The organism is Streptococcus timonensis, assembly GCF_047460355.1.
GTDB lineage: Bacteria > Bacillota > Bacilli > Lactobacillales > Streptococcaceae > Streptococcus > Streptococcus timonensis_A.
Genome location: NZ_JASHGL010000007.1, coordinates 1 through 24,035 on the forward strand (window position 1 = coordinate 1; position 24,035 = coordinate 24,035).

Genomic DNA, 24,035 nt, shown 5'->3' on the forward strand with positions numbered 1-24,035 from the left:
TACTGGGGTACCGTTCTTATCTACACGTTTAACTGTTACGCCTGTTCCTGTTCCTGTGAATGTCTTCTCAGGTGTGAACGTTACTGTACCGTCTGGATTTACTTTGTAAGTTCCTTCGCCTGGAATTACTTTCTCAGTTGATCCATCTTCGAAGGTTGCTGGTACTTCATCATCCATTGGTACTTCTGGGTTGCCTGGTTTGAATTCAGGTTTGCCAGTTTGTTCTTTACCTTGGATATCTGTTGTTTCAGCTGGTGTTCCTTCTGGAGTCACTGGAGTTACTGTTGGTGTGTAAGTTGTTTCTACTGGTGTGCCGTTGGCATCCTTAGCTTGAACCTTAACGGCAACCACATCACCTGAGTATGATTTATCAGTTGGTGTGAAGGTTACAACACCTGTTTTCTTGTCAACTGTGAAGGTACCGATTTCTTTACCTTCTGGTGACTTAGCAACTACTGATGTAGCTGGTTGACCATTTTCATCAAGAAGAGTGATGCTATCCTTGTTGATTGGCGCAACTGGATCACCTTCTGTGAAAGTTACTGTTCCAGTTTGAACCACGCCTTGAGGGGCTACTGATTCAGCTGGTGTTGCGGTTGGTGTTACAGGTGTCACGGTTGGTGTGTATTTAGCTGTAACTGGTGTACCATTCTTATCCACACGTTTAACTGTTACACCTGTTCCTGTACCTGTGAATGATTTCTCTGGGACAAATTTTACTTTTCCATCTGGAGCTACTGTGTAAGTACCTTCACCTGGAATTGTCTTCATTGTTGAACCATCTTCGAAGGTTGCTGGTGTATCATCATCCATCGGTACGTTTGAGTTACCTGGTGTGAATGTTGGTTTACCTGATTGTGTTTGACCTTGTTTGTCAGTTGAAGTAGCATCTTCAGCAGTTGGTGTTACTGGTGTTACTGTTGGTGTGTAAGTTGAAGAAGCTTTTGTTCCGTTCTTATCTTCACGAACAACTGTAACTGATGGAGCTGTACCAACAAATGATTTTTCTGGAACAAATGTTACTGTTCCGTCTGGTGCTACTGTGTAAGTACCAACACCTTCAACGGTCTTAGTTGTTGAACCATCGTCAAATGTTGCTGGAACATCTTCGTTGATTGGAACAGTTTTTTCTACTCCATCAACTGTAACAGTTCCACCCTTAAATTCAGGCTTACCTTTTTGAGTTGCGCCTTGGATGTCTTTTGTTTCTGCTGGTGTTGCGGTTGGGGTTACTGGTGTTACTGTTGGTGTGTATGTCGCAGAAGCTTTTGTTCCGTTCTTATCTTCACGAACAACTGTAACTGATGGAGCCGTTCCAACGAATGATTTTTCTGGTACAAATGTTACTGTTCCGTCTGCTGCTACTGTGTAAGTACCAACACCTTCTACTGTCTTAGTAGTTGAACCATCGTCAAATGTTGCTGGAACATCTTCGTTGATTGGTACACGGCTGTCACCTTCAGTAAATTCAGGTTTGCCTGTTTGTGTAGCACCTTGAATATCTGTGGTTTCAGCTGGTGTTGCAGTTGGTTTAACCGGAGTTACTGTTGGAGTATATGTTGCAGAAGCTTTTGTTCCGTTCTTATCTTCGCGGACAACTGTCACTGCTGGTGCAGTTCCTACAAAGTTTGGTTCTGGAACAAATGTTACTGTACCATCTGCCGCAACCGTAAATTTACCAACTCCCTCAACTGTCTTAGTTGTTGAGCCATCTTCAAAGGTTGCTGGAACATCTTCGTTGATTGGAACAGTCTTTTCAACACCGTTAACTTCAACTGTACCACCCTTAAATTCAGGTTTACCTGTTTGAGTAGCACCTTGAATATCTTTAGTTTCTGCTGGTGTCGCCGTTGGTGTTACTGGCACAATCTCTGGAGTGTAAGTTGTATCTACTTTAAGACCATTTGTACTTTCAGCTTGAACTTTAACTGGGGTAACTTTACCTGTATAAGACTTATCAGTTGGTGTGAAAGTTACCTTACCTGTAGTTGAATCAATAGAGAAAGTACCAATTGGTGTTGTACCATCTTCTGCATAAGCTGGAGTTGTACCAAGAACTTCGTTTCCATCTTTATCCAAAAGTGTGTAGCTGTTATCTTTAATAGTGATTTCTTTATCTTCACCATTTACAGAAACAGTTGTACCCGCAAAGGTTGGTGTACCTGTTTGAGTCGCACCTTGGATATCTTTAGATTTAGCTGGATCTGCTGTTGGTACAGCTGCTTTTACAGTAGGTGTGTAGCTTGCATCAGAAGTGATAGTTGCAGTTTTACCATTAGCATTTATAACAGTCGCAGTTGCTTGGACTTTAACCCCTTTAGCAGTTCCGACAAAGTCTTTCTCAGGAGTGAAAGTCACTGCTCCTGTAGTAGGATCGATTGAGTATGTTCCTTCACCTTCTACTGTCACAGTTGTTTCATCAGTAGGTTGACCAGTTGCTGGATCTACCAATTTCTTGCTTGTGATTTCAGCAGTCTTGTCGTTGCTTAATTCAAATGTAGGAGTTTGAGTTTGTGGAACGTTTTGGATATCCTCAGAAACCTTGTCTGTTGGAGTGATAGAAATTGGAGTTACAGTTGGGGTATATGTAGCAGAAGCTTTGTTTCCATTCACATCTTCGCGAACAACGGTTACTGCTGGAGCAGTACCTACATAGTTTGGTTCTGGAACGAATGTTACTGTACCATCTGCTGCAACCGTAAATTTACCAACTCCCTCAACTGTCTTAGTTGTTGAGCCGTCATCAAATTTTGCCGGGACAGCTTCATTAATTGGAACAGTCTTTTTAACACCATTAACTTCAACTGTACCACCCTTGAATTCAGGCTTACCTGTTTGTGTTGCACCTTGAATGTCTGTTGTTTCAGCTGGTGTTGCGGTTGGTGTTACTGGCAATACTGTTGGTGTGTACTTAGCTGTAGCTGTCTTAACGTACTCCTTTTGAACCTTACCGTCTTTATTACGTCCAACTGGCGCTGACAATGTAACTTCCACACCTTTAGCTGTACCAGTAAAGCTTGGTTCTGGAGTGAAGGTTACTTCACCTGTTGTAGGATTAATTGTGTATGTTCCTTCACCTTTAACTGTTACAGATGGCTCATCAATCGTGCGACCTGTAGCTGGATCTACCAACTTAGCCGGGTATTCTGCACTTGGAGTGATTGCAATCTTATCACCATTTAAGTTAGTAGCTGTTGTATTAAAGGTAGGTGTTTCTTTTTGAGTTGCACCTTGAATATCTTTAGAAGTCTTGTCAACTCCTTCAATGTCAATCGGTGTTACAGTTGGAACATATTGACCATCCATAGTATTTAATTGGCCATTCACATTAGGTTCTTGGTCTGGGAATTTTGTTGACCAACCAGTATTATAGCCATTATTATCTGAACGACGGATAGAGATACCATCAGCTGTTCCTAGGAAGTTATCTTCTGGGATAAACTCAACATCTACATCTTTGCCGTTAGCAGTAATCTTGTATTTCCCTTGACCTGGTACAACATAGTAACCTTCTGCATCAAGAGTTGCACGGTTGCCATCTTTGTCAACGATGTATGGTTCTACAGTTTCATCAATAACAGCAGCAGAATTACGTTCAAACTTGTGTTCTCCACGTGCTGTAAAGGTTACAGTCGCTGTTTGTTTAGTAGCTTGAGGACCAGAAGTTTCCTTGAATTCCCCTTTTGGTGGGTGGGTGATTTGAGTCTTGAAGTCTTCAACTTCCCCTGAGAAGGCCATGCCAGTTGGGCTTTCGATCTCGTTAGCTTTCTTAGCGATACGAACACGAGCACCTAACTCTTTAACGCTTGGGTCGACGTAAGTCTTGCTGTTTGCAAACAGTAACTCAACAGTGCCATCCTTAGTTATTGTAGCGAGATTTGAGCGTTCATCCTCATCAAACTTACCATTTTGGTTAAAGTCTATCCAGCCATAGATATGTGCTTCTGGAGCTCCATCAGTATGAGCTTCAACCTTCAGAGTATAGCCACCTGGACGAGTACGATCCAACTTAATCATTTCATGAGTTGAACCTTTTAAATCATCTGGCAAGATTTGGTCAACGCCTTCATCCGCAGTGGTCGCCTTGTCATCACCAGTCCAATCAAGGGTATTGTTTTCATCCATATCTGGGCTCACGTGACCAAGATATGGTTGGTTGACTTTTTTACCAGTTATCCCATCAACCGTTGCGATAGAATGAATCGCCTTGCCATATGATTCAGGAGCATCCCCTTCATCAAGCGGGAAGAAGCCGAACATAGCGGACTGTTTCCCACCTGAAGCAATGTAAAGACCAATCTCAGAAGCTCCTTTTGTCATAACAAGAGGAACAGCAACATTAGCTGCAGAAATATTTGGTCCGAAGACTCCTGTTCCGAGACCTCCAGTTGTTAGATCAGCACTTCCAAAGTACTTCCAAGCAACCGCTTTTTTATCTGGACCGGCTTGAGTTGAACCTCGAAGTTGGTTAAGATTCAACCCATAGAAATTCATGCCATTTATATTTGTGGTAGGATTTGAACCAAATAAATTGTCTGTATCTTGTGGAATAAACGTTTTAGTATTTGTTTTTCCGAGTTTATACCACTCACCAATTTGTTGCCATCCTTCTCCATTGGTCGTGAACATAAGCAATTCACCAGGGTTAGCGGACTCACCATCTGCCATGACGACAGCAGGTTTGACTGCTTTGCCACGGAAGGTCGCAGAAACTTCAAACTGGACCCCAATGTTCCCACCGGTTAATTCTGAACTAATAGTAGTTTTCTTAGTTCCAGTATCAATCCCCTCCTTTTTAATTTCAGTCCAATTGTTTTGAGGCTCGGCAATAACCTTAGCTTCTTCACCGGCATTAAATTCCTTCAAGGTAAACTGATTTGCATTTCCATTCACATAACCATTTCTAGCATTGGGGTCATAGGTCGCTTTTTCAGCTTCTGTTGCTCCTCGTTCTTCAAGGCGTTTTTTATAGATTTCAGTCGCTTGGAAAGGCTTCAAAGATTTGACTTTAATGGTGACCACATAGCCCGGCATAATTTCCTTGGTGTAGGTCGCGCCGACTTGGAGAGCAAGGTCACCTTTTGATGTTGTAGTAGTCCCTGTCCAGTTGGCTGTATCGCCAAAGTCCAACCAAGAGATTTGGCTGGCTAAGTCTTTAGCATTGATATTTGTTGTAAAGCCAGGCTTTTCAACTTTCGGAGTTGAAGTTGCATCTTCAACGTCATCCCCGATTAAACTTGGATCATTGGCATCACCAAGGGCACGACGAGTACGGCGTTTCCCTGGTTTTTCTGCTGCAACTGTATCCGATTTTTCTTCGGTTACTGGCGCTACCTCAGTTTCTTTATTAGCAGGCTTTACAGTGTCCTCTGCTACTACAGGCGCTGCATCCGCTTGGTATGTAACATCTTCCACTACTACTTCTGTAGTTGTTGAGGCTTCAGCCTTCCCTACTTCTGTTGTAGCTGTAACTCCCTCAGCCTGTTTCTCTTCTGTCACTTCATCAGCACCTACACCTGTAGCTGTTCCGAGCATGACTAAGGTACCGAGTAAGACTGAGCAAACTCCTACATGTAACTTACGAATTGAAAACCGACTAATACGGTCGTTAAACAAATCATTTTTCACTATATTACCTCCAATTCCCATCTGGGATTGTATATATTGTTATATTTTATGCATGTTTTTGCTATTTCTTCTAATTCAAGCAACGCCTTATTTTACCACTAGTCTAGATAAATTTAAAGCATTTTGCTTCACTTTTTGAAAAAAGTATATTTATACTTTTATGCATCATAATGTTAGCGTTTTTTGTAAAAACATACAGCTATTATTCAGTATTTATACCCACAAAAAGAGGGAATTACCCCTCTTTTTTTGCAGACTTATTTGCCTATTCTCCAACTTCAACTGTTTCCATAGAAGCATCTACTTGAGACTCTTCTTGTGAAGGAAGAAGACATTCGTCTTCATTTACAGCTTTTGGTTCAAGGTTACGGTAGCGAGCCATACCAGTACCTGCTGGGATGATCTTACCGATGATGACATTTTCCTTAAGTCCAAGGAGATGGTCCTTCTTACCACGGATAGCCGCGTCTGTAAGGACACGAGTTGTCTCTTGGAAGGAAGCAGCTGACAAGAAGCTATTGGTTTCAAGTGAGGCTTTAGTAATTCCCATAAGAACTGGGCGACCAGTCGCTGGAACTCCACCTGAGATAAGGACATCCTTGTTGGCATCAGTAAAGTCGTTAATATCCATAAGAGTACCCATGAGAAGGTCTGTATCACCTGGATCCATGACACGAACTTTACGGATCATTTGACGAACCATTACCTCGATGTGCTTGTCACCGATTTCTACCCCTTGGCTACGGTAAACTTTTTGTACTTCACCAAGTAGGTATGTTTCAACTGACAAGACATCACGAACAGCAAGGAGACGTTTTGGTTGGATAGAACCTTCTGTCAATGCCGCACCGCGAGAAACTTGATCTCCAACTTCTACACGCATACGAGCGGTAAATGGTACCACATACTCACCTTCGCCAGTTTCGCCCTTGACAAAGACTTTCTTAGTACGAGTTGAGGCATCTTCTTCGATAGCAGTAACTTCACCTTTAACCTCTGTGATAACCGCTTCCCCTTTTGGATTGCGGGCTTCAAAGATTTCTTGGACACGAGGAAGACCCTGAGTGATATCGGTATTTGAGGCAACCCCACCCGTGTGGAAGGTACGCATTGTAAGCTGTGTACCAGGTTCCCCGATAGATTGGGCAGCGATTGTTCCGACTGCTTCACCGACTTCAACCGCATCACCAGTCGCCAAGTTAATACCGTAACAGTGACGGCAGACACCATGACGAGTGTTACATGTAAAGGCTGAACGAATAGTTACTTCTTCAACACCAGCGTTGACAATTTCGCGTGCCTTGTCTTCAGTAATCAGTTCATTTGCACCAATAATCACTGCACCAGTTTCTGGATGTTTAACAGTTTTCTTAGTGTAACGACCGTTGAGACGCTCTTCGAGAGACTCAATCATCTCTTTACCTTCTGTGATAGAACGGATCAAGAGACCACGATCAGTTCCACAGTCGTCCTCACGGATAATAACGTCTTGGGCAACGTCAACCAAACGACGAGTCAAGTAACCTGAGTCGGCTGTCTTAAGGGCCGTATCGGTCATACCTTTACGAGCACCGTGAGTTGAGAAGAACATTTCAAGTACTGACAAACCTTCGCGGAAGTTTGAAAGGATTGGCAATTCCATGATACGTCCGTTAGGAGCAGCCATCAAACCACGCATACCGGCAAGCTGTGAGAAGTTTGAAATGTTACCACGAGCTCCAGAGTCCATCATCATAACGATTGGGTTCTTAGGATCTTGGTTGGCAACCAAACGTTTCTCGAGTTTTTCACGGGCAGCACGCCATTCAGCCGTAACAGCATTGTAGCGCTCGTCATCTGTGATCATACCACGACGGAATTGTTTTGTGATTTGTTCTACACGTTGGTGTGATTCTGCGATAATTTCAGCCTTGTCTTCAACTACTGGAATATCAGCGATACCCACTGTCAAACCAGCAAGAGTTGAGTGGTGGTAGCCGAGGTTCTTCATACGGTCAAGTAGGGCAGAAGTTTCTGTCGTACGGAAACGTTTGAAGATTTCAGCGATGATGTTCCCAAGATTTTTCTTCTTAAATGGAGGGTTTAGTTCAAGTTGGCTGATTGCTTCCTTGATTTCTACACCAACTGGCAAGAAGTATTTAGCCGGAACACCTTCTGTCAAGTTAGCATTAGTTGGCTCTTGCAAGTATGGTAGACCTTCTGGCATGATATCGTTAAAGAGGATTTTACCAACAGTTGTAAGCAAGATTTTGTGTTTTTGCTCTTCTGTCCATGGTTTGTTGAGGCTGTCTGTTGCGATACCAACACGTGAGTGCAGGTGAACATAACCATTACGGTAAGCCATAACAGCTTCGTCACGGTCCTTGAAGACCATTCCTTCACCTTCGCGACCAGCTTCTTCCATAGTCAAGTAGTAGTTACCCAAAACCATGTCCTGAGATGGAGTAACAACTGGTTTACCGTCTTTCGGATTCAAGATATGCTCAGCAGCTAACATCAATATACGAGCTTCTGCTTGAGCTTCTTCTGAAAGTGGTACGTGGATGGCCATTTGGTCCCCGTCAAAGTCGGCATTGTAGGCTTCACAGACAAGCGGGTGCAAGCGAAGGGCTTTACCGTCAATCAAGACAGGCTCAAAGGCTTGGATACCCAAACGGTGAAGGGTAGGTGCGCGGTTAAGAAGTACTGGGTGTTCTTTGATAACTTCTTCGAGGATATCCCAGATACGTTCATCTCCACGTTCTACCAAGCGTTTAGCCGCTTTCACGTTTTGAACGATATCGCGAGCAACGATTTCACGCATAACGAATGGTTTAAAGAGCTCGATCGCCATTTCACGTGGTACACCACATTGGTACATCTTAAGAGTTGGACCAACGGCGATAACGGAACGTCCTGAGAAGTCAACACGTTTACCGAGCAAGTTTTGACGGAAGCGTCCTTGTTTACCTTTAAGCATGTGGCTCAATGATTTAAGTGGACGGCTACCTGGTCCTGTAATTGGACGACCACGACGACCATTGTCAATCAAAGCGTCAACCGCTTCTTGAAGCATACGCTTCTCATTTTGAACGATGATACCTGGTGCATTCAACTCAAGCAAACGAGCCAAACGGTTGTTACGGTTGATAACACGACGGTAAAGGTCGTTCAAGTCAGATGAGGCAAAACGACCACCATCCAACTGCAACATTGGACGAAGATCTGGTGGAATAACTGGAAGGATGTTAAGAATCATCCATTCAGGTTTGTTTCCAGACTTGTAAAAGGCATCCAAAACATCCAAACGACGGATAGCTTTGACACGTTTTTGTCCAGTAGCTGTCTTCAACTCTTCTTTGAGTTCAGCAATTTCTTTTTCAAGATCTACTTGTTTCAAAAGGTCTTGGATGGCTTCCGCACCCATCTTGGCAACGAAAGAACCATATCCATACTCACGCAAGCGCTCACGGTATTCACGCTCTGTCATGATAGACTTGTGCTCAAGTGGTGTTCCTTTAGGATCAATCACCACATAAGCAGCAAAGTAGATAACTTCCTCGAGGGCACGAGGACTCATATCAAGGGTCAAGCCCATTCGGCTTGGAATCCCCTTGAAATACCAAATGTGAGATACAGGAGCTTTCAACTCGATGTGTCCCATGCGTTCACGACGAACTTTAGTACGCGTTACTTCAACCCCACAACGGTCACAAACAATCCCTCTGTAACGAATACGTTTGTACTTACCACAAGCACATTCCCAGTCTTTTGTAGGACCAAAGATGACTTCGTCAAATAGTCCTTCACGTTCTGGTTTCAAAGTACGGTAATTGATTGTTTCAGGTTTTTTGACTTCTCCATAAGACCATGAACGGACTTTGCTTGGAGAAGCTAGGGTGATTTGCATACTTTTAAAACGATTTACATCAACCACTATTTCTTCCCTTTCTATTCTAAGTGAGCTACTTATTCTTGGTCAGCAGCTTCTTCTGTTGCTTCCGCTTTTGCATTTTCTTCTGCTTCAAAGGCTGCTTTTGCCTCTTTTGCTGCTTTTTCGCGGGCTTTTTCAAGGTCATCTACGTGGATGACATCTTCGTCCATTCCTTCATCAAGGTCACGAAGTTCCACTTCTTGATCGTCTTCGTCAAGGACACGCATGTCAAGACCAAGAGATTGCAATTCTTTTACAAGAACTCGGAAGGATTCCGGAACACCTGGTTTTGGAATTGGTTTTCCTTTTGTAATAGCTTCATAAGCTTTCAAACGTCCGTTGATATCGTCAGACTTGTAAGTCAAGATTTCTTGAAGGACATTTGACGCACCGTAGGCTTCAAGAGCCCAAACCTCCATCTCACCGAAACGTTGTCCACCGAACTGAGCTTTACCTCCGAGTGGTTGTTGCGTAACAGTTGAGTATGGTCCGACTGAACGGGCGTGCAATTTATCATCAACCATGTGGTGGAGTTTGATCATGTACATGACACCAACTGACACACGGTTATCAAATGGTTCACCTGTCCGTCCATCGTAAAGGATAGTCTTAGCATCACTATCCATACCTGCTTCTTTAACAGTTTCCCAAAGATCTTCTGAACTTGCTCCGTCAAAGACTGGTGTTGCGATGTGGATACCAAGAGTACGAGCTGCCATACCAAGGTGAAGTTCCATAACCTGACCGATGTTCATACGTGATGGTACCCCAAGTGGGTTCAACATGATATCGACTGGAGTTCCGTCTGGAAGGTAAGGCATGTCTTCTACAGGAACGATACGAGAAACAACCCCTTTGTTACCGTGACGTCCGGCCATCTTATCTCCGACCTTGATCTTACGTTTTTGAGCGATGTAGACGCGAACCAGCATATTAACACCTGATTGCAACTCATCTCCATTTGCGCGTGTAAAGATTTTGACATCACGAACAACACCGTCAGCACCATGAGGCACACGGAGAGAAGTGTCACGAACTTCACGAGATTTATCTCCGAAGATAGCGTGCAAGAGACGTTCTTCAGCTGAAAGGTCTTTTTCACCCTTAGGTGTTACTTTACCGACAAGGATGTCCCCTTCTTTAACCTCAGCACCGATACGGATAATACCCATCTCGTCAAGGTCTTTAAGAGCGTCTTCACCAACGTTTGGAATTTCACGAGTAATTTCTTCAGGTCCAAGCTTTGTATCGCGTGTTTCTGATTCGTATTCTTCCAAGTGAACAGATGTGTAGACATCGTCTTTCACCAAGCGTTCGCTCATGATAACGGCATCCTCGAAGTTGTAACCTTCCCATGTCATGTAGGCAACGATTGGGTTTTGTCCAAGTGCCATTTCACCTTTTTCCATAGAAGGTCCGTCAGCGATAAAGTCACCTTTTTCAACGACATCGCCAACTTTCACAAGAGTACGTTGGTTGTATGCAGTACCTGAGTTTGAACGACGGAATTTTTGGATATGGTAAACATCAAGCGAGCTGTCTTCACGACGTACTTCTACCTTGTCAGCATCCGCATAAGTAACCTTACCACCATGTTGTGCAATAACTGCAGCTCCTGAGTCGTGGGCTGCTTGGTATTCCATACCAGTACCAACGTATGGCGCTTTTGGATCAATCAAAGGCACAGCCTGACGTTGCATGTTGGCACCCATGAGGGCACGGTTGGAGTCGTCGTTTTCCAAGAAAGGAATACATGCAGTCGCAACGGCAACTACCTGTTTAGGAGAGACGTCCATATAATCTACGCTAGAAGCTGGATACTCTTGGTTGACCCCTTGGTGACGTCCCATAACTGTTTCTTCAGCAAAAGTTCCATCTTCGTTTAGGCGTGAGTTTGCCTGAGCAACTGTAAATTCGTCTTCTTCGTCAGCTGTCAACCAAACGATTTCGCTTGTAACGACACCTGTTTCACGATCTACCTTGCGGTAAGGTGTTTGAACAAATCCATACTTATTCAAGTGTCCGTATGAAGACAAGTTGTTAATCAAACCGATGTTTGGTCCTTCAGGTGTCTCGATTGGACACATACGACCATAATGAGTGTAGTGCACGTCACGGACTTCATATCCGGCACGGTCACGTGTCAAACCTCCAGGCCCCAAGGCTGACAAACGGCGTTTGTGTGATAATTCTGATAGCGGGTTGTGTTGGTCCATGAACTGTGACAACTGTGATGAACCAAAGAATTCTTTGACTGCAGCTGTGACAGGACGGATATTGATGATTTGTTGCGGTGTCAAGACTTCATTGTCCTGAACAGACATACGTTCGCGGACATTACGCTCCATACGAGAAAGTCCTAGTCGAACTTGGTTAGCAAGCAATTCACCAACTGCACGGATACGACGGTTACCAAGGTGGTCGATATCGTCCACACGTCCGATACCTTCAGCCAAGTTAAGGAAGTAACTCATCTCAGCAAGGATATCTGCAGGAGTCACTACACGAACCTTGTCTTCTGGATTAGCATTACCAATGATTGTTACGACGCGGTCTGGATCAGTCGGTGCCACCACCTTGAATTTTTGAAGAACAACTGGCTCAGTCAAAACTGCTGAATCGTTTGGTGTATAGACAATCTTGTTCAAATCACCATCCAAGTGACTTTCGATGCTTTCAATCACATCACGAGTCATGACAGTTCCTTTTTCAACCAAGATTTCACCTGTTTCAGGATCTACCAAAGGCTCTGCAATAGTTTGGTTGAGCAAACGTGTCTTAACATTAAGCTTCTTGTTAATCTTGTAGCGTCCAACGGCAGCCAAGTCGTAACGACGTGGATCAAAGAAACGAGCAACAAGCAAAGTTCGTGAGCTTTCAGCTGTTTTTGGCTCACCTGGACGAAGGCGTTCGTAGATTTCTTTCAATGCTTCATCTGTACGAGAGTCCATTGGGTTCTTATGGATATCTTTTTCGACTGTGTTGCGAACAAGTTCGCTATCACCAAAGATATCAAAGATTTCGTCATCACCTGAGAAACCAAGCGCACGAACCAAAGTTGTGAATGGAATCTTACGAGTACGGTCGATACGAGTATAGGCGATGTCTTTTGAGTCGCTCTCAAGTTCCAACCAAGCTCCGCGGTTAGGGATTACAGTTGAACCGTAGCCAACTTTTCCGTTTTTGTCTACCTTGTCATTAAAGTAAACACCAGGAGAACGGACCAACTGAGAAACGATGATACGCTCACCACCGTTGATGATGAAAGTACCCATCTCAGTCATGATTGGGAAATCTCCAAAGAAGACTTCTTGGGTCTTGATTTCCCCAGTTTCTTTGTTGATCAAGCGGAAAGTTACAAAGATTGGTGCCGAGTAGCTGGCATCGTGGATACGAGCTTCTTCAAGAGTGTATTTTGGTTCTTTGATTTCGTAGCCAACAAACTCCAACTCCATTGTTTCTGTAAAGTTTGCAATTGGCAATACGTCCTCAAACACTTCTTTAAGACCGTGGTCTAAGAAATCTTTGAATGAATCTGTTTGAATTTCAATCAAATTTGGTAAGTCAAGAACTTCTTTAATTCTTGAAAAACTACGACGGGTACGATGTTTCCCGTATTGAACGTCATGTCCTGCCAAGATGATTCTCCTTTTAGTTAAAATTCCAAGCCTAGCTATTTAAGCTTTTGATTATCGTTAGATGGTTGAAAACCCCTATCACCTTATCCTTCGGGCAATTTTCAGAATCTTTAAATCTCTGTTACAGAGGTTCAAAAACCTGAAAAAAAGCACAAAAAGAGCAGCTAAATCTGACTTTTGTAAGAAGATTTAACTGCTGTGAGCCTTGTCTGGACAATATTTCAGACAAAACCTACGACAAATGATTACTTATATTATACTTGATTTGCTCTGATTTTTCAAGGGCTTTGCTTGTTTTTTCTTACTTTAGTATAGATGGTCTTCGTTTTCTGAAAAGGTAATTTTCTAGATAACTAGTTGTTGAATAAATAGGACAGGTTCTATTCATTAACCTACCAACCAACTCTTTAGTTTGTAAGATAACATCTTATATACTGAAAAAGAAACAATACTAATCAATTCAACTTGCTTGACAAAAGCTTGACTTCATGGTTTAATATACCCCGTAAGGGTATATTTGGAGGTGCCTATGTTTCACTTATTTACAAAAATTGACAGTATTTCTACCAGCGAGTTAGAAGCTAAACTCAGAGAACCAATTCAGCTACTGGATGTTCGGACGCCGATGGAATTTCGTAGAGGTCATATCAAAAATGCCAAAAATGTTCCTCTAACCGAAATCGGATCTTATACACCAGCAACAAAAGAAACACTCTATGTCATTTGTCATTCCGGTGTGCGCAGTAAGATGGCGGCTAAAAAGCTAAAGAAAAAAGGCTATGATGTCATCAATGTCCGAGGCGGTATGAGCGCTTGGACAGGTAAGATCATTTAGAAGCATAAAGGAGAAAATCAATGAAAATTATCATTGTCGGAGGAGTTGCAGGCGGTATGTCAGCAGCAACCCGCCTCAGACGTCTCATGGAAGACGCTGAAATCACTATTTTTGAGAAAGGTCCCTTTGTTTCCTTTGCAAACTGCGGACTTCCTTACTATGTTTCAGGAGAAATTCCTAAACGGGAAGATTTGTTAGTCCAAACCCCTGAAAGCCTCAAGGCACGGTTTAATCTGGATGTGCGACCTTTCCATGAGGTTGTCCAGATTTCTCCAGAAAATCACACTGTGACCGTACGCCATGATGGACAGGAATTCACAGAAAGCTACGACAAGTTGATCCTCTCCCCAGGAGCTAAACCATTTGTTCCTACCATTGAAGGTTTGGCAGAAGCTAAGAATGCCTACACGCTCCGCAATGTCCCCGATCTTGACGAGATTATAGCTGCCTTGAACAATCATCCAAAAGAAGCTGTCGTTATCGGTGCAGGCTTTATCGGGCTTGAAATGGCTGAAAACCTGGCTAAACGTGGATTGCAAGTTACCATCGTTGAGAAAGCACCTCATGTCTTGCCACCATTAGATCAAGAAATGGCAGCCTTTGTCCAAGCAGAATTGGTTAAAAACAGCGTTCGTGTTATCACTTCCCAATCTGCGACTCGATTTGAAGAACAAGGAAAAATCATCGTTCTCGAAAATGGTCAAAAAATCACTTCTGACCTTACCATCCTTTCTGTCGGTGTTGAACCTGAAAATGGTCTGGCTAAAGCTGCGGGGATTGAACTGGGACTTCGTGGTGGAATCCTGGTCGATAAACATTATGAAACCAGTCAAAAAGATATTTTTGCAGTTGGGGATGCCATCGTCGTCAAGCAAGAGATTACGGGCCAAGACGCTCTCATCTCTCTCGCTTCTCCTGCCAATCGTCAGGGACGCCAAGTCGCGGACGTCATCGCAGGACTCAACCGTACTAACAAAGGCAGTATCGGCACTGCTATCGTTCGTGCCTTTGATATGACAGCTGCTTCGACTGGTCTCAGCGAACGTATCCTTAGCATAAATCACATTCCTTACAAGGCACTTCATGTCAGTGGGAAAGACCACGCTGGTTATTATCCAGGTGCTACTGATATGACCTTGAAGCTCCTCTTTGACCCAACCAGTGGCAAAATCTATGGTGTCCAAGGAGTTGGGAAGAAAGGTGTTGACAAGCGAATCGATATCCTCGCAACTGCTATCAAGGGAAATCTCACCGTCTTTGACTTGCCAGAGTTAGAGTTCACCTATGCACCACCATTTGGTTCTGCCAAAGATCCCGTCAATATGCTGGGCTACGCAGCCTTGAACCTTATCGAAGGTCTCAGCGACAATGTTCAATGGTACCAGCTCGAAGACGAACTGGCTAAGGGTAAGAAATTTCTAGATGTACGAACAAGTGGCGAATTTCAGAGTGGTCGACTCAAAGTCGACACCATCCACATCCCCCTAAACGAACTACGGGAACGCTTGGATGAACTAGACAAGAACCAAGCTTACATCGTTAGCTGCCACAGTGGTTTGCGCAGCTATATCGCAGAGCGTATCCTCAAGCAAGCAGGATTTACCGTCCAAAACCTTGACGGCGCTTATTCACTATACAAAATGGCTAACCCAGAAGGAGTAGAATATGGTAACTAATATCAGCATGACTGACTTTTATGAAAAATATCAAAATGAAAATCTAGATCTTATCGATGTCCGTGAAGTACATGAATTCCAAGCAGGACATGCACCAGGTTCCAAAAATCTTCCGTTAAGTACCTTGGAGCAAGACTACAAAGAACTCAATCCTAACCGTACATACCATATCATCTGTCAAGGAGGAGTGCGTTCTGCCTCTGCCTGTCAATTTCTCAGCGCCCAAGGCCTCACCGTTACCAATGTAGAAGGTGGCATGAACGCCTGGCCCGGTCAAGTAGAATAAGTAAAAAACCGATTAAGAAACTTAATCGGTTTTTTCGTTTTATCACTATTTCAATTGATGTTTGCCAAAAGTTTAAAAAGCCAATAGTGAAGACCGTCCTATCTTTTTGATATCCTAATTTAAGTTAGAATATTACCTATATTTATGATAGAATATTGACTGGAGGATTTCATGAAATGCAAAAAGTTTTTAAGTTTTTAAATGGAAAACGAAACGATTATTTATCCTGTGGTATTGGCGCATATCTAATGATGATCTTGGTAGACCTTTTAACTTCACCTTCCAAAGATCTTTTCCTAACATTATCTCCTATCTCTCTTTTGAAATTAGGTGTCTTTGTTATAACAGCTGTACTGCTAGTTTTTGCGCCATTAAAAGTTTTCTTTTTAAATATGCGAAAGATTAATATTCTACTTTCTAGTCTCGTCTTACTGATCGCAATTTTTAAAAGTATATCCTTTTTCCTAGCTCTAGGACTCCTATTCCTTACCTTAATCTTATTTACAGGAACTTTTCTAAGCAATCAAAAATATTCCAATTTATATTTATTAGTAGTTTTGCTAACTAGTCCTCGTCTACTCAGCCTAGCCAGTACAAATTTTCTAGATTCTGCACTGGAATTTCATGCTATCAACCTTGCCGATACCCGATTTAATATGATTATTTGGCCAGCACTTTTGGCTATTTTTATCTCAACAATAACCTATATCTCTTTGATTAAGATCCCAATTGAAAAATATTTGGAGAAATATAAAAAGTTCCTCACTTACTCCGTATTTTCATTGGTTATTATTTATGTTATTTACCTTTCTATCGTAGTCACCTACAAGGTGAAAACATTTGATGGTTCTACATTTGATATCGGACTGTTTTCACAGATGTTTCATCGAATGAGCACGGACCTGACTGCTATTACAACTCTAGAACGTGACCGAGTTCTCTCCCACTTTGCAGTCCATATCTCCCCGATTTTTTATCTCATGTTGCCTTTCTATAAGCTCTTCCCACATGTTGAAACTTTAGAAGTATTACAGATTTGGGTTGTATTTTCTGCAGTCGTTCCCTTAAGATTACTTCTGAAGAAATTGAACCTTTCTAAACCAATCAATAGTCTGATAATTGCTTGGTTTATTCTCATACCTGTTATGACAACCGCTGGAGGCTATCACCTTCACGAAAACTGCTTCCTAGTTCCTTTAATTATCTGGTTGTTCTATTTTATTGTCTCTGAGCAAAAATGGAAAATTCTCCTAGTAACCCTCTTGCTTTTATTCGTAAAAGAAGATGCATTTATTTATGTTGTGAGCATTGGACTCTATTTCTTATTCCAAAAGCGCTTCTCCCTGTCAAGCCAGACCAAGAAATGGATTATTCTGGCAGATTTCATGCTACCTGTTCTGTACTTTGCCCTTGGATTATATCTTTTGAACACCTACGGAGAAGGGGGAATGGTTTCCCGATTTGAACCTTATCTGTTAGAGGGCGAAAATGGAATTTTAAGTGTTCTTAAAAATCTCATTCTTCATCCAACTTATGTCTTTAGTAAACTATTGATTGCTAAAAAACTGGGTTACTTATTCTTCGTTTTAGCTCCTCTCGCCTTTCTTCCACTGGTTCAGCGCAACTGGTCGAACTATTTACTTTGTTTACCATTGATTGTCATTAACTTATTGCCAGACTGGCCTTATCAATATGATATTGGTTTCCAATACAGTTATGGTAGTCAGACTTTGCTCTTCATCATGGCCCTGCTTGCTCTGGAAGATCTAAAAGTAAGTAAATTCATTAAAGAAAAAACGACAGTTGCTATTGTTATAGTTGGTATCATCATGTCCGGCACCCTCCTCCATCACTTTACGCACAATTGGTCTTTTAATGTTGGCTATTACTTTGAACACAAAGAAAAATTTGATACCATGCGTTATACTCTAGAGAGTTTGCCGGAAGAAGCATCTGTTGTAACAGAAGGAGGCTATACACCTGCCCTTCGTAATCACCAATATCTCTATGATATTTTCTATCATAACCAGAGAAAAGCAGATGCTACGATAGACTATGTCGTCATCCCCCGCGAACAAAAAGGAAAAAATGAAGTCTATGATCCATTGATCGCAAGCTACGAAAGTTTAGGTTACAAAGAAAGCAAATATGCTACCAAGGAAATCTTCATCCTTGAAAAACCTGAATAAAATCTGTATTACTTATTAAACAAATAGAAAAACTAGAGCGGTTCCACCTACATCATTGTTAGCAGAACCGCTCTTTTCCTATAATTTTAAATCTATAAAATCCCTTTACCTAGCAAATCCTTTTTTCTTACTTACGTTTGATTAGATATTGAACAGCCTTTTCCAAGCGTGCTTTTTGAGCCTCAGGGTCATCCAGCGGTTGGTTAATGCAGGTCGTGAGATTTTCCGTAATCATCAACTCAATAATCCGTTCGACACTGGAGCGAACAGCTGTTAATTGGGTAATGATATCAACACAATCACGGTCTTCCTCCATCATTTTTTGAATGCCCCGCAATTGGCCTTCTGAACGTTTGAGACGAGTAATGTACTTCGATTTGGTCATATTTTTATCCTTGATTTATTTTTCCTTCATTATAACTTTAATCAACTCCCTTGTCAAAAGTCCGGTTATTACTGAACTAGCACTGACAAGAAATTAAAAAAGGAGAACAATATCGTTCTCCATAAGTTACGATAATGAAATGAAGCTGCTTTCCCAGTTGCTGCCTTTCGCCTCTTATGACTGTGACAAAAATATGAGGATTATAATGCTATAAATCAGGACTAAGGCTATGGCATATCCAATGCCAAACCATTTATAAAACTTGTTGACGCCACAGTAGCGCTCCACAAAGGCACTGGTCGGTTTTTCTGGATCATACCAGACCGTCATCTCCGAACCAATTGGAAAATGCTCACGCATAGAGTGATCAATGGAAATGAGAGAATTCCGACGGAAGGTAATTGACGGTTCTAGAAACTCTGCTCTTGTACGCCCACTCGCCGCATTGACTGGTGCCCAAGGGAGAGAGACCGTTTTAACCATAAAATACTTTAGGGTTTTCTTATATGTTTTTCCATCTACCATGTATTCAACGATGGGAGGGTAAGCATCTTGAAAATAGCTATAGCCAACAACTCTGCCCTTAACAGATGATGTTGCAAGGCGGATCATTTTCTCATCCCGAACGTAAAGATAAAAACATGTGCCACAAACACCAAGTAGGGCTAAAAGAATGGCAGCCGTACTAACAATGAAAAGCATAACTTCTTTTTGCATAGACTCTCCTCTAACTGTATAAGTTATCCCTTTCATTATAACATAGAATGCCGGTTTTAAAGAGTTGAGGATCAAGCAGCCCAATCAAGTCCCTTGTCAAAAGCATCTCATCATCTATCATGTTAAGCAACAGTCTACTTCTTGACTCTTACTAGGGACACAATCCCATCACTATCAGTCAATGTAAACTCATTGGAAGAAATCCATTGTGTTGTTGCCTGATATCTTTGAGATCGAGCAAATAGTTTCAACAATTCCTCTTTGTTCTCGACTTCAAGGGCATAATAAGCCAGACCAGCTACGGCTTTTTCTCTCCCTGCTAGGTTTTTTCCACCCCATTCATTGACTGCTAAATGATGATGGTAGTTTCCTGATGCTATCCAACTAGCATGTGGAATCGTGAATTTATCCTCAAGACCAAGAGACTCTTGGTAGAACACACTCGCTTCTCGACTATTTTTTACAGATAGGTGAACATGGCCCATACGAGTACCACTAGTAATGACAAAAGGCTCTATGCCTCGTCCTAGTTCATAGATAGCTTGGGCAGACAACTCTTCTGTGACCCCAATAATTCGCCCGTCCTCACGAATATCCCATTCTGCCTCAGGTTTGTCTCTGTAGAGTTCTATGCCATTACCCTCTAGGTCTTCTAGATAGATAGCCTCACTATAGCCATGATCAGCTCCACCAACTAGTGGAATCTTTAAGTCTAACAAGTGTTTAAAAACATTAGCCAAATCTTCACGAGTCGGCAAAAGAAGTGCCATATGATAAAGACCATAACTTTGCTTAGGATTACTAATGTCATCTGTCTTAATTAGCCGAACTAGTGGTTTCCCACCGGCACCTAAAAGAACTTGATTTTCCGATTGATTCAAAATCTCCAACCCAAGCAACTGATGATAAAATGCTATCTGACTTTCTAAGTCCTTGACATTTAAAACTACTTCAGCCAAATAAATCTAACTATTATATTGGTAAACCATAGAAAACCTCTCTTTACTGTAACTATTTTTATTACATCTAATACACTCCCTTCTCAGCCAATGTCAATCCAGATGCTCAACGTTGATAAAACAAGAAAAATCCTCCCCATGTAGGAAGGATTGTTTGGATTTAATGAGCCAACATTTCTTGAGCAATCTCTTGACCTGATAAGCCATCTGGATAGTAGGTTGGCCAGTTTTCCATCTCTTCAAAGAGGACTTCTTGGCTAGTGCCTCCAAAGAAGATATGGAAATGCTCTGCCTTGACCGGAGCGATATTGTGGTCGCTAAACTGAACATACTTGAATTGTCCAGCGTCTGCATCAGTCGCTTCAAAGAGATAACGGACTCCACGATTCCCTTTCTTATAAGTCAAGATTTTCTTGCCGACATACTTGTAAGTATATTTCTTACTTTGGCCTCCTTGGATGAATTCCATCGTATTATCTGTAATGTTAATCTTGCTTACATCTGTTTGGTAACCTTTTTGATAGTATGCCTTGTACTCATCCTTGGTCATCTTGCCAGTCAATTTAGCCTTGTAGTCAAATACTTGGTCAAGAGTCCCATCCTCAAGGAAAGGATAGACAGACTGCCAGTTACCAGCATAATCACTCAGGGTACGGTCCTTAACATCTGCATCCTCAAAGTAGCCATTTTGAACGGTTTTAGTTTCCTCTGCCTTTTCTGGTTCAATCTCTGCTCCTGCCTGATCAGTTGTTTGCTTGAGTGCCTTGAGGTTTTTCTCCATGACAGAGATATAGGTTTCTCCAGCCTTCATGTCCTCTTCGGTCAAGCTTTCAAGAGGATTCAGAACATCTAACTTCACTCCTGTTTCTTTTGAGAGGGTATTCGCTAGGGCTTGAGAAGCATTTTCTTCAAAGTAGATATAAGAGATTTTGTTTTTCTTGATGTACTCGGTCAATTCTGCCAAGCGGCTTGCTGAGGGTTCCGCATCTGGCGAAAGCCCAGAGATAGAGACTTGAGTGAGTCCGTAGTCCAAGGCAAGATAACGAAAGGCAGCGTGCTGAGTCACAAAACTCTTTTGTTTTGCACTAGAAAGTCCTTCAGTATAGGCCTTGTCCAGAGCTTGCAATTTCTCGATATAGGTAGCTGCATTTTGCTCAAAGGTTGCTTTTTTATCAGGATAGTCAGCTGATAAACTGTCACGGATGTGCTCTACAAGCTTAATGGCACGCGCAGGAGACAACCACACGTGAGGATCATACTCATGATGGTGGCCTTCTTCACCATGGTCATGGTCTTCCTCTTCTTCACCTCCTGGAAGAAGCAGCATATCTCCAGTAGCCTTGATTGTTTTTACTTTTTTCGCATCTAAGGAATCTAACAATTTGGGAACCCAAGTTTCCATATTTTCATTCTCATAAACAAAGGCATCTGCGTCTTGGATTTTAGCGACTGCCTTAGGCGATGGTTCATAATCATGTGGTTCTGTCCCAGCTCCAATTAAGAGCTCGACATTGGCTGTGTCCCCTGCTACTTGCTTGGTAAATTCGTAGACAGGATAGAAAGTTGTAACGATATTTAATTTCCCGTCTGCTTGCTTTTGATTGGAACAAGCGACTAAGAATAGTGTCACAAGACTTGCCAAAAGTAGGCTTAGTTTTTTCATTTACTTCTCCTATTTGATAAAACGTTTGAGTAAGCTGACTACTAAAAAGACAACTACAAAGATAATGGTGATACTTGCACTCGGTGGTGTCTCTGCATAATAGGAAATATAGAGTCCCGCAACCATACCTAGAAAACCAATAACACTGGCAAGAATCATCACAGAACTAAAGTTTTTACCTAGACGTAAAGCGATACTAGCTGGTAAAACCATGATAGTCGATACCAAAAGTGCTCCCGCTGCTGGGATCATGAGGGCAATAGCCACACCCGTTACCATGTTAAAGAGAATAGACATGGTACGCACTGGAAGACCATCGACAAAAGCTGTATCCTCGTCAAAAGTTAGAATATACATAGGTCTTAAAAAGAGGAAGGTCAGGATTAAAACAACCGCTGCAATAACAAAAAGCCCAATGACCTGCTCTTGACTAATGGTCACGATAGAACCAAAAAGGTACTGATCCAGACTCATAGAACTAGAGCTCTTACCCTTACTCATGACAATAAGTGAAACTGCAAGTCCTGTAGACATGAGAATGGCTGTCCCAATCTCCATAAAGCTTTTATAAACCGTACGTAGGTATTCAAGGAAGACCGCTGCAATCAAGACAATCACAATTGTTGAAATGGTCGGAGAAATTCCTAAAACCAAGCCAAAGGCAACCCCTGAAAGCGAAACGTGGCTAAGAGTATCACTCATGAGACTCTGACGACGCAAGATAAGGAAGGTCCCCAGAACTGGTGAAAAGAGACTCATGGCAATAACAGCTAAAAAGGCTCGCTGCATAAAATCATAAGACAATAGATTAAGCATGCTCCACCTCCTGGTCACTTTCATGTACATTGAAGCAACGCCATGGGGAATCTTGGTCTCGGACCAGGTGAATATTGCGATCTGCGTAGTCCTTGACTTCTTCAGGATCGTGAGTAATCATCAAAACAGCCTTGCCATGATGGTGGGCACTGTGGTGCATGAGTTCATAAAACTCATCCTTGGTTCCCGCATCCATCCCTGTCGTCGGCTCATCCAAGATAAAGATATCTGGATCCGAAGCAAACATGCGTGCGATAACAGCCCTCTGCTTTTGCCCACCAGAGAGGGAGCCAATTCGTTTATCCCGATGTTCCCACATGCCTACCGAGTTCAGACTAGCCTTGATATGTTCCTCATCGTGAGCATTTAGACGACGGAACCAACCTTTTCTTGGATAGCGACCTGATTTGACAAATTCATAAACGGTACTTGGAAAGCCTGCATTAAAACTTGCAATCTGTTGAGGAAGGTAGGCGATTCTTAGTTTTGTCCCACGAGTGTTGGTCTTTGAAATGGTAACTTTGCCAAATCTTGGTTGCAAAATACCCAGACTAGCCTTGATAAGAGTCGTCTTGGCAGCTCCATTTTCTCCAGTGAGGGTGACAAATTCCCCACTATCAACACTGTAATTGATATGCTCAAGCACAGGTTCCTTGTCATAATAGAAGGACAAATCCTCTACTGTGATGTATCTCATTACTTGATTTCTCCTACTAAAGCAGTTAAAAACCGCTGGATAATTTTTTGTTCGTCAGATGTAAACTGGTTTACAACTTGTTCATACGTTGAGAGGGTGTGTTCATGATGATGATGATGCTCCTCAGCAATTGGTCGTGCTAAGTCTGTCAATTGATAGAAGATAACGCGCGCATCCTTGGGATCCTTAGATGTCTCCAACATCCCCTCTTTGACCAAGGATTTGATAGCCTTGGTAACAGCAGCTTGACTGACATTGAGACGACGCGCCAACTCAGAGTTGGTTAGCGACTCCTCTGATAAAAGCATAAGAATATGCTCCTGAGTATTGGTCAAAGCCACATTACTGGTACAATGGCCAATAAGGATTTCATGCTGGTTTTCAGCTTTCAGGATTACTTCATTTAAAAAATGATCGATATCTTTTGCCAACTGTCTCATGATTTGCTCCTTTCTCCGAACAAAATTTCTATAACTACAAGGTTTTTACACTATTCCTTTACTAGTTAAGTATATCACATCCAAGTAAGGAGTCAAGAAAAAAGATGAAAACACCTGAGATGTTTTCATCTTCTTAATCTCTTTTTACTTACCCTTATTCAAATGAAGAGGCCGTTACAACACTGTCAATTAC

The 24,035-nt window shown here is 42.2% G+C and carries 14 protein-coding genes; 4 read left to right on the plus strand and 10 right to left on the minus strand.

Annotated elements, in window-relative coordinates; all coding sequences use genetic code 11:
* From QM941_RS09275 to rpoB, 3 genes are all read right to left on the minus strand, one after another.
* A partial coding sequence (locus tag QM941_RS09275) for a CshA/CshB family fibrillar adhesin-related protein (RefSeq protein ID WP_414340283.1) occupies positions 1 to 5,628 on the minus strand: 5,628 nt, incomplete at its 3' end.
* A gap of 265 nt (positions 5,629 to 5,893) precedes the next feature.
* Positions 5,894 to 9,544 (minus strand): DNA-directed RNA polymerase subunit beta', encoded by a 3,651-nt coding sequence (rpoC, locus tag QM941_RS09280; protein WP_414340285.1) that lies wholly within the window; start codon positions 9,542 to 9,544, stop codon positions 5,894 to 5,896.
* A 32-nt stretch (positions 9,545 to 9,576) separates the two neighbouring features.
* Positions 9,577 to 13,179 (minus strand): DNA-directed RNA polymerase subunit beta, encoded by a 3,603-nt coding sequence (gene rpoB, locus QM941_RS09285; RefSeq protein WP_414340287.1) that lies wholly within the window; start codon positions 13,177 to 13,179, stop codon positions 9,577 to 9,579.
* A gap of 529 nt (positions 13,180 to 13,708) precedes the next feature.
* Between rpoB and QM941_RS09290 the strand changes: the two genes are divergently transcribed.
* The 4 genes from QM941_RS09290 (at position 13,709) to QM941_RS09305 (ending at position 18,165) form a co-directional block, all read left to right on the plus strand.
* On the plus strand, positions 13,709 to 14,014 hold the full coding sequence (locus QM941_RS09290; protein ID WP_414340288.1) for a rhodanese-like domain-containing protein: 306 nt from the start codon (positions 13,709 to 13,711) through the stop codon (positions 14,012 to 14,014).
* Between the two features lie 20 nt (positions 14,015 to 14,034).
* Complete coding sequence (locus tag QM941_RS09295; protein ID WP_414340290.1) at positions 14,035 to 15,690, plus strand: FAD-dependent oxidoreductase; 1,656 nt, start codon at positions 14,035 to 14,037, stop codon at positions 15,688 to 15,690.
* Entirely contained in the window at positions 15,680 to 15,976 is a 297-nt protein-coding gene (locus QM941_RS09300) for a rhodanese-like domain-containing protein (RefSeq protein ID WP_414340291.1), read from the plus strand. The genes QM941_RS09295 and QM941_RS09300 overlap by 11 nt, the downstream gene beginning before the upstream one ends.
* Positions 15,977 to 16,632: 656 nt before the next feature.
* On the plus strand, positions 16,633 to 18,165 hold the full coding sequence (locus QM941_RS09305; protein WP_414340292.1) for a DUF2079 domain-containing protein: 1,533 nt from the start codon (positions 16,633 to 16,635) through the stop codon (positions 18,163 to 18,165).
* 127 nt (positions 18,166 to 18,292) lie between these two features.
* Here QM941_RS09305 and QM941_RS09310 read toward each other — a convergent pair whose 3' ends face one another.
* The 7 genes from QM941_RS09310 to adcR form a co-directional block, all read right to left on the minus strand.
* Positions 18,293 to 18,550 (minus strand): metal-sensitive transcriptional regulator, encoded by a 258-nt coding sequence (locus QM941_RS09310; protein ID WP_414340294.1) that lies wholly within the window; start codon positions 18,548 to 18,550, stop codon positions 18,293 to 18,295.
* Between the two features lie 174 nt (positions 18,551 to 18,724).
* A complete protein-coding gene (locus QM941_RS09315; RefSeq protein WP_414340295.1) occupies positions 18,725 to 19,303 on the minus strand; it encodes a DUF3592 domain-containing protein in 579 nt (192 codons plus the stop codon).
* A gap of 98 nt (positions 19,304 to 19,401) precedes the next feature.
* On the minus strand, positions 19,402 to 20,232 hold the full coding sequence (locus tag QM941_RS09320; protein WP_414340327.1) for a VOC family protein: 831 nt from the start codon (positions 20,230 to 20,232) through the stop codon (positions 19,402 to 19,404).
* 154 nt (positions 20,233 to 20,386) lie between these two features.
* Positions 20,387 to 21,889: a zinc ABC transporter substrate-binding protein AdcA gene (locus tag QM941_RS09325; RefSeq protein ID WP_414340297.1), complete on the minus strand. Its 1,503-nt coding sequence runs from the start codon at positions 21,887 to 21,889 to the stop codon at positions 20,387 to 20,389.
* A 9-nt stretch (positions 21,890 to 21,898) separates the two neighbouring features.
* Positions 21,899 to 22,705: a metal ABC transporter permease gene (locus QM941_RS09330; protein ID WP_006147771.1), complete on the minus strand. Its 807-nt coding sequence runs from the start codon at positions 22,703 to 22,705 to the stop codon at positions 21,899 to 21,901.
* Positions 22,698 to 23,402: a metal ABC transporter ATP-binding protein gene (locus QM941_RS09335; RefSeq protein WP_006147770.1), complete on the minus strand. Its 705-nt coding sequence runs from the start codon at positions 23,400 to 23,402 to the stop codon at positions 22,698 to 22,700. The genes QM941_RS09330 and QM941_RS09335 overlap by 8 nt, the downstream gene beginning before the upstream one ends.
* Positions 23,402 to 23,842 carry a zinc-dependent transcriptional regulator AdcR gene (gene adcR / locus QM941_RS09340; protein ID WP_414340298.1) on the minus strand — a complete coding sequence of 147 codons (441 nt, stop codon included), beginning with the start codon at positions 23,840 to 23,842 and terminating at the stop codon, positions 23,402 to 23,404. Before adcR ends, QM941_RS09335 begins: the two co-directional genes overlap by 1 nt.
* Positions 23,843 to 24,035 lie beyond the last annotated feature (193 nt).

Coding starts and splice junctions, on each gene's coding strand:
- QM941_RS09290 (WP_414340288.1), top strand. CDS start 13,709: ATGTTTCACTTATTTACAAAAATTGACAGTATTTCTACCAGCGAGTTA.
- QM941_RS09295 (WP_414340290.1), top strand. CDS start 14,035: ATGAAAATTATCATTGTCGGAGGAGTTGCAGGCGGTATGTCAGCAGCA.
- QM941_RS09300 (WP_414340291.1), top strand. CDS start 15,680: ATGGTAACTAATATCAGCATGACTGACTTTTATGAAAAATATCAAAAT.
- QM941_RS09305 (WP_414340292.1), top strand. CDS start 16,633: ATGATTATTTGGCCAGCACTTTTGGCTATTTTTATCTCAACAATAACC.
- QM941_RS09310 (WP_414340294.1), bottom strand. CDS start 18,550: ATGACCAAATCGAAGTACATTACTCGTCTCAAACGTTCAGAAGGCCAA.
- QM941_RS09315 (WP_414340295.1), bottom strand. CDS start 19,303: ATGAAAGGGATAACTTATACAGTTAGAGGAGAGTCTATGCAAAAAGAA.
- QM941_RS09325 (WP_414340297.1), bottom strand. CDS start 21,889: ATGAAAAAACTAAGCCTACTTTTGGCAAGTCTTGTGACACTATTCTTA.
- QM941_RS09330 (WP_006147771.1), bottom strand. CDS start 22,705: ATGCTTAATCTATTGTCTTATGATTTTATGCAGCGAGCCTTTTTAGCT.
- QM941_RS09335 (WP_006147770.1), bottom strand. CDS start 23,402: ATGAGATACATCACAGTAGAGGATTTGTCCTTCTATTATGACAAGGAA.
- adcR (WP_414340298.1), bottom strand. CDS start 23,842: ATGAGACAGTTGGCAAAAGATATCGATCATTTTTTAAATGAAGTAATC.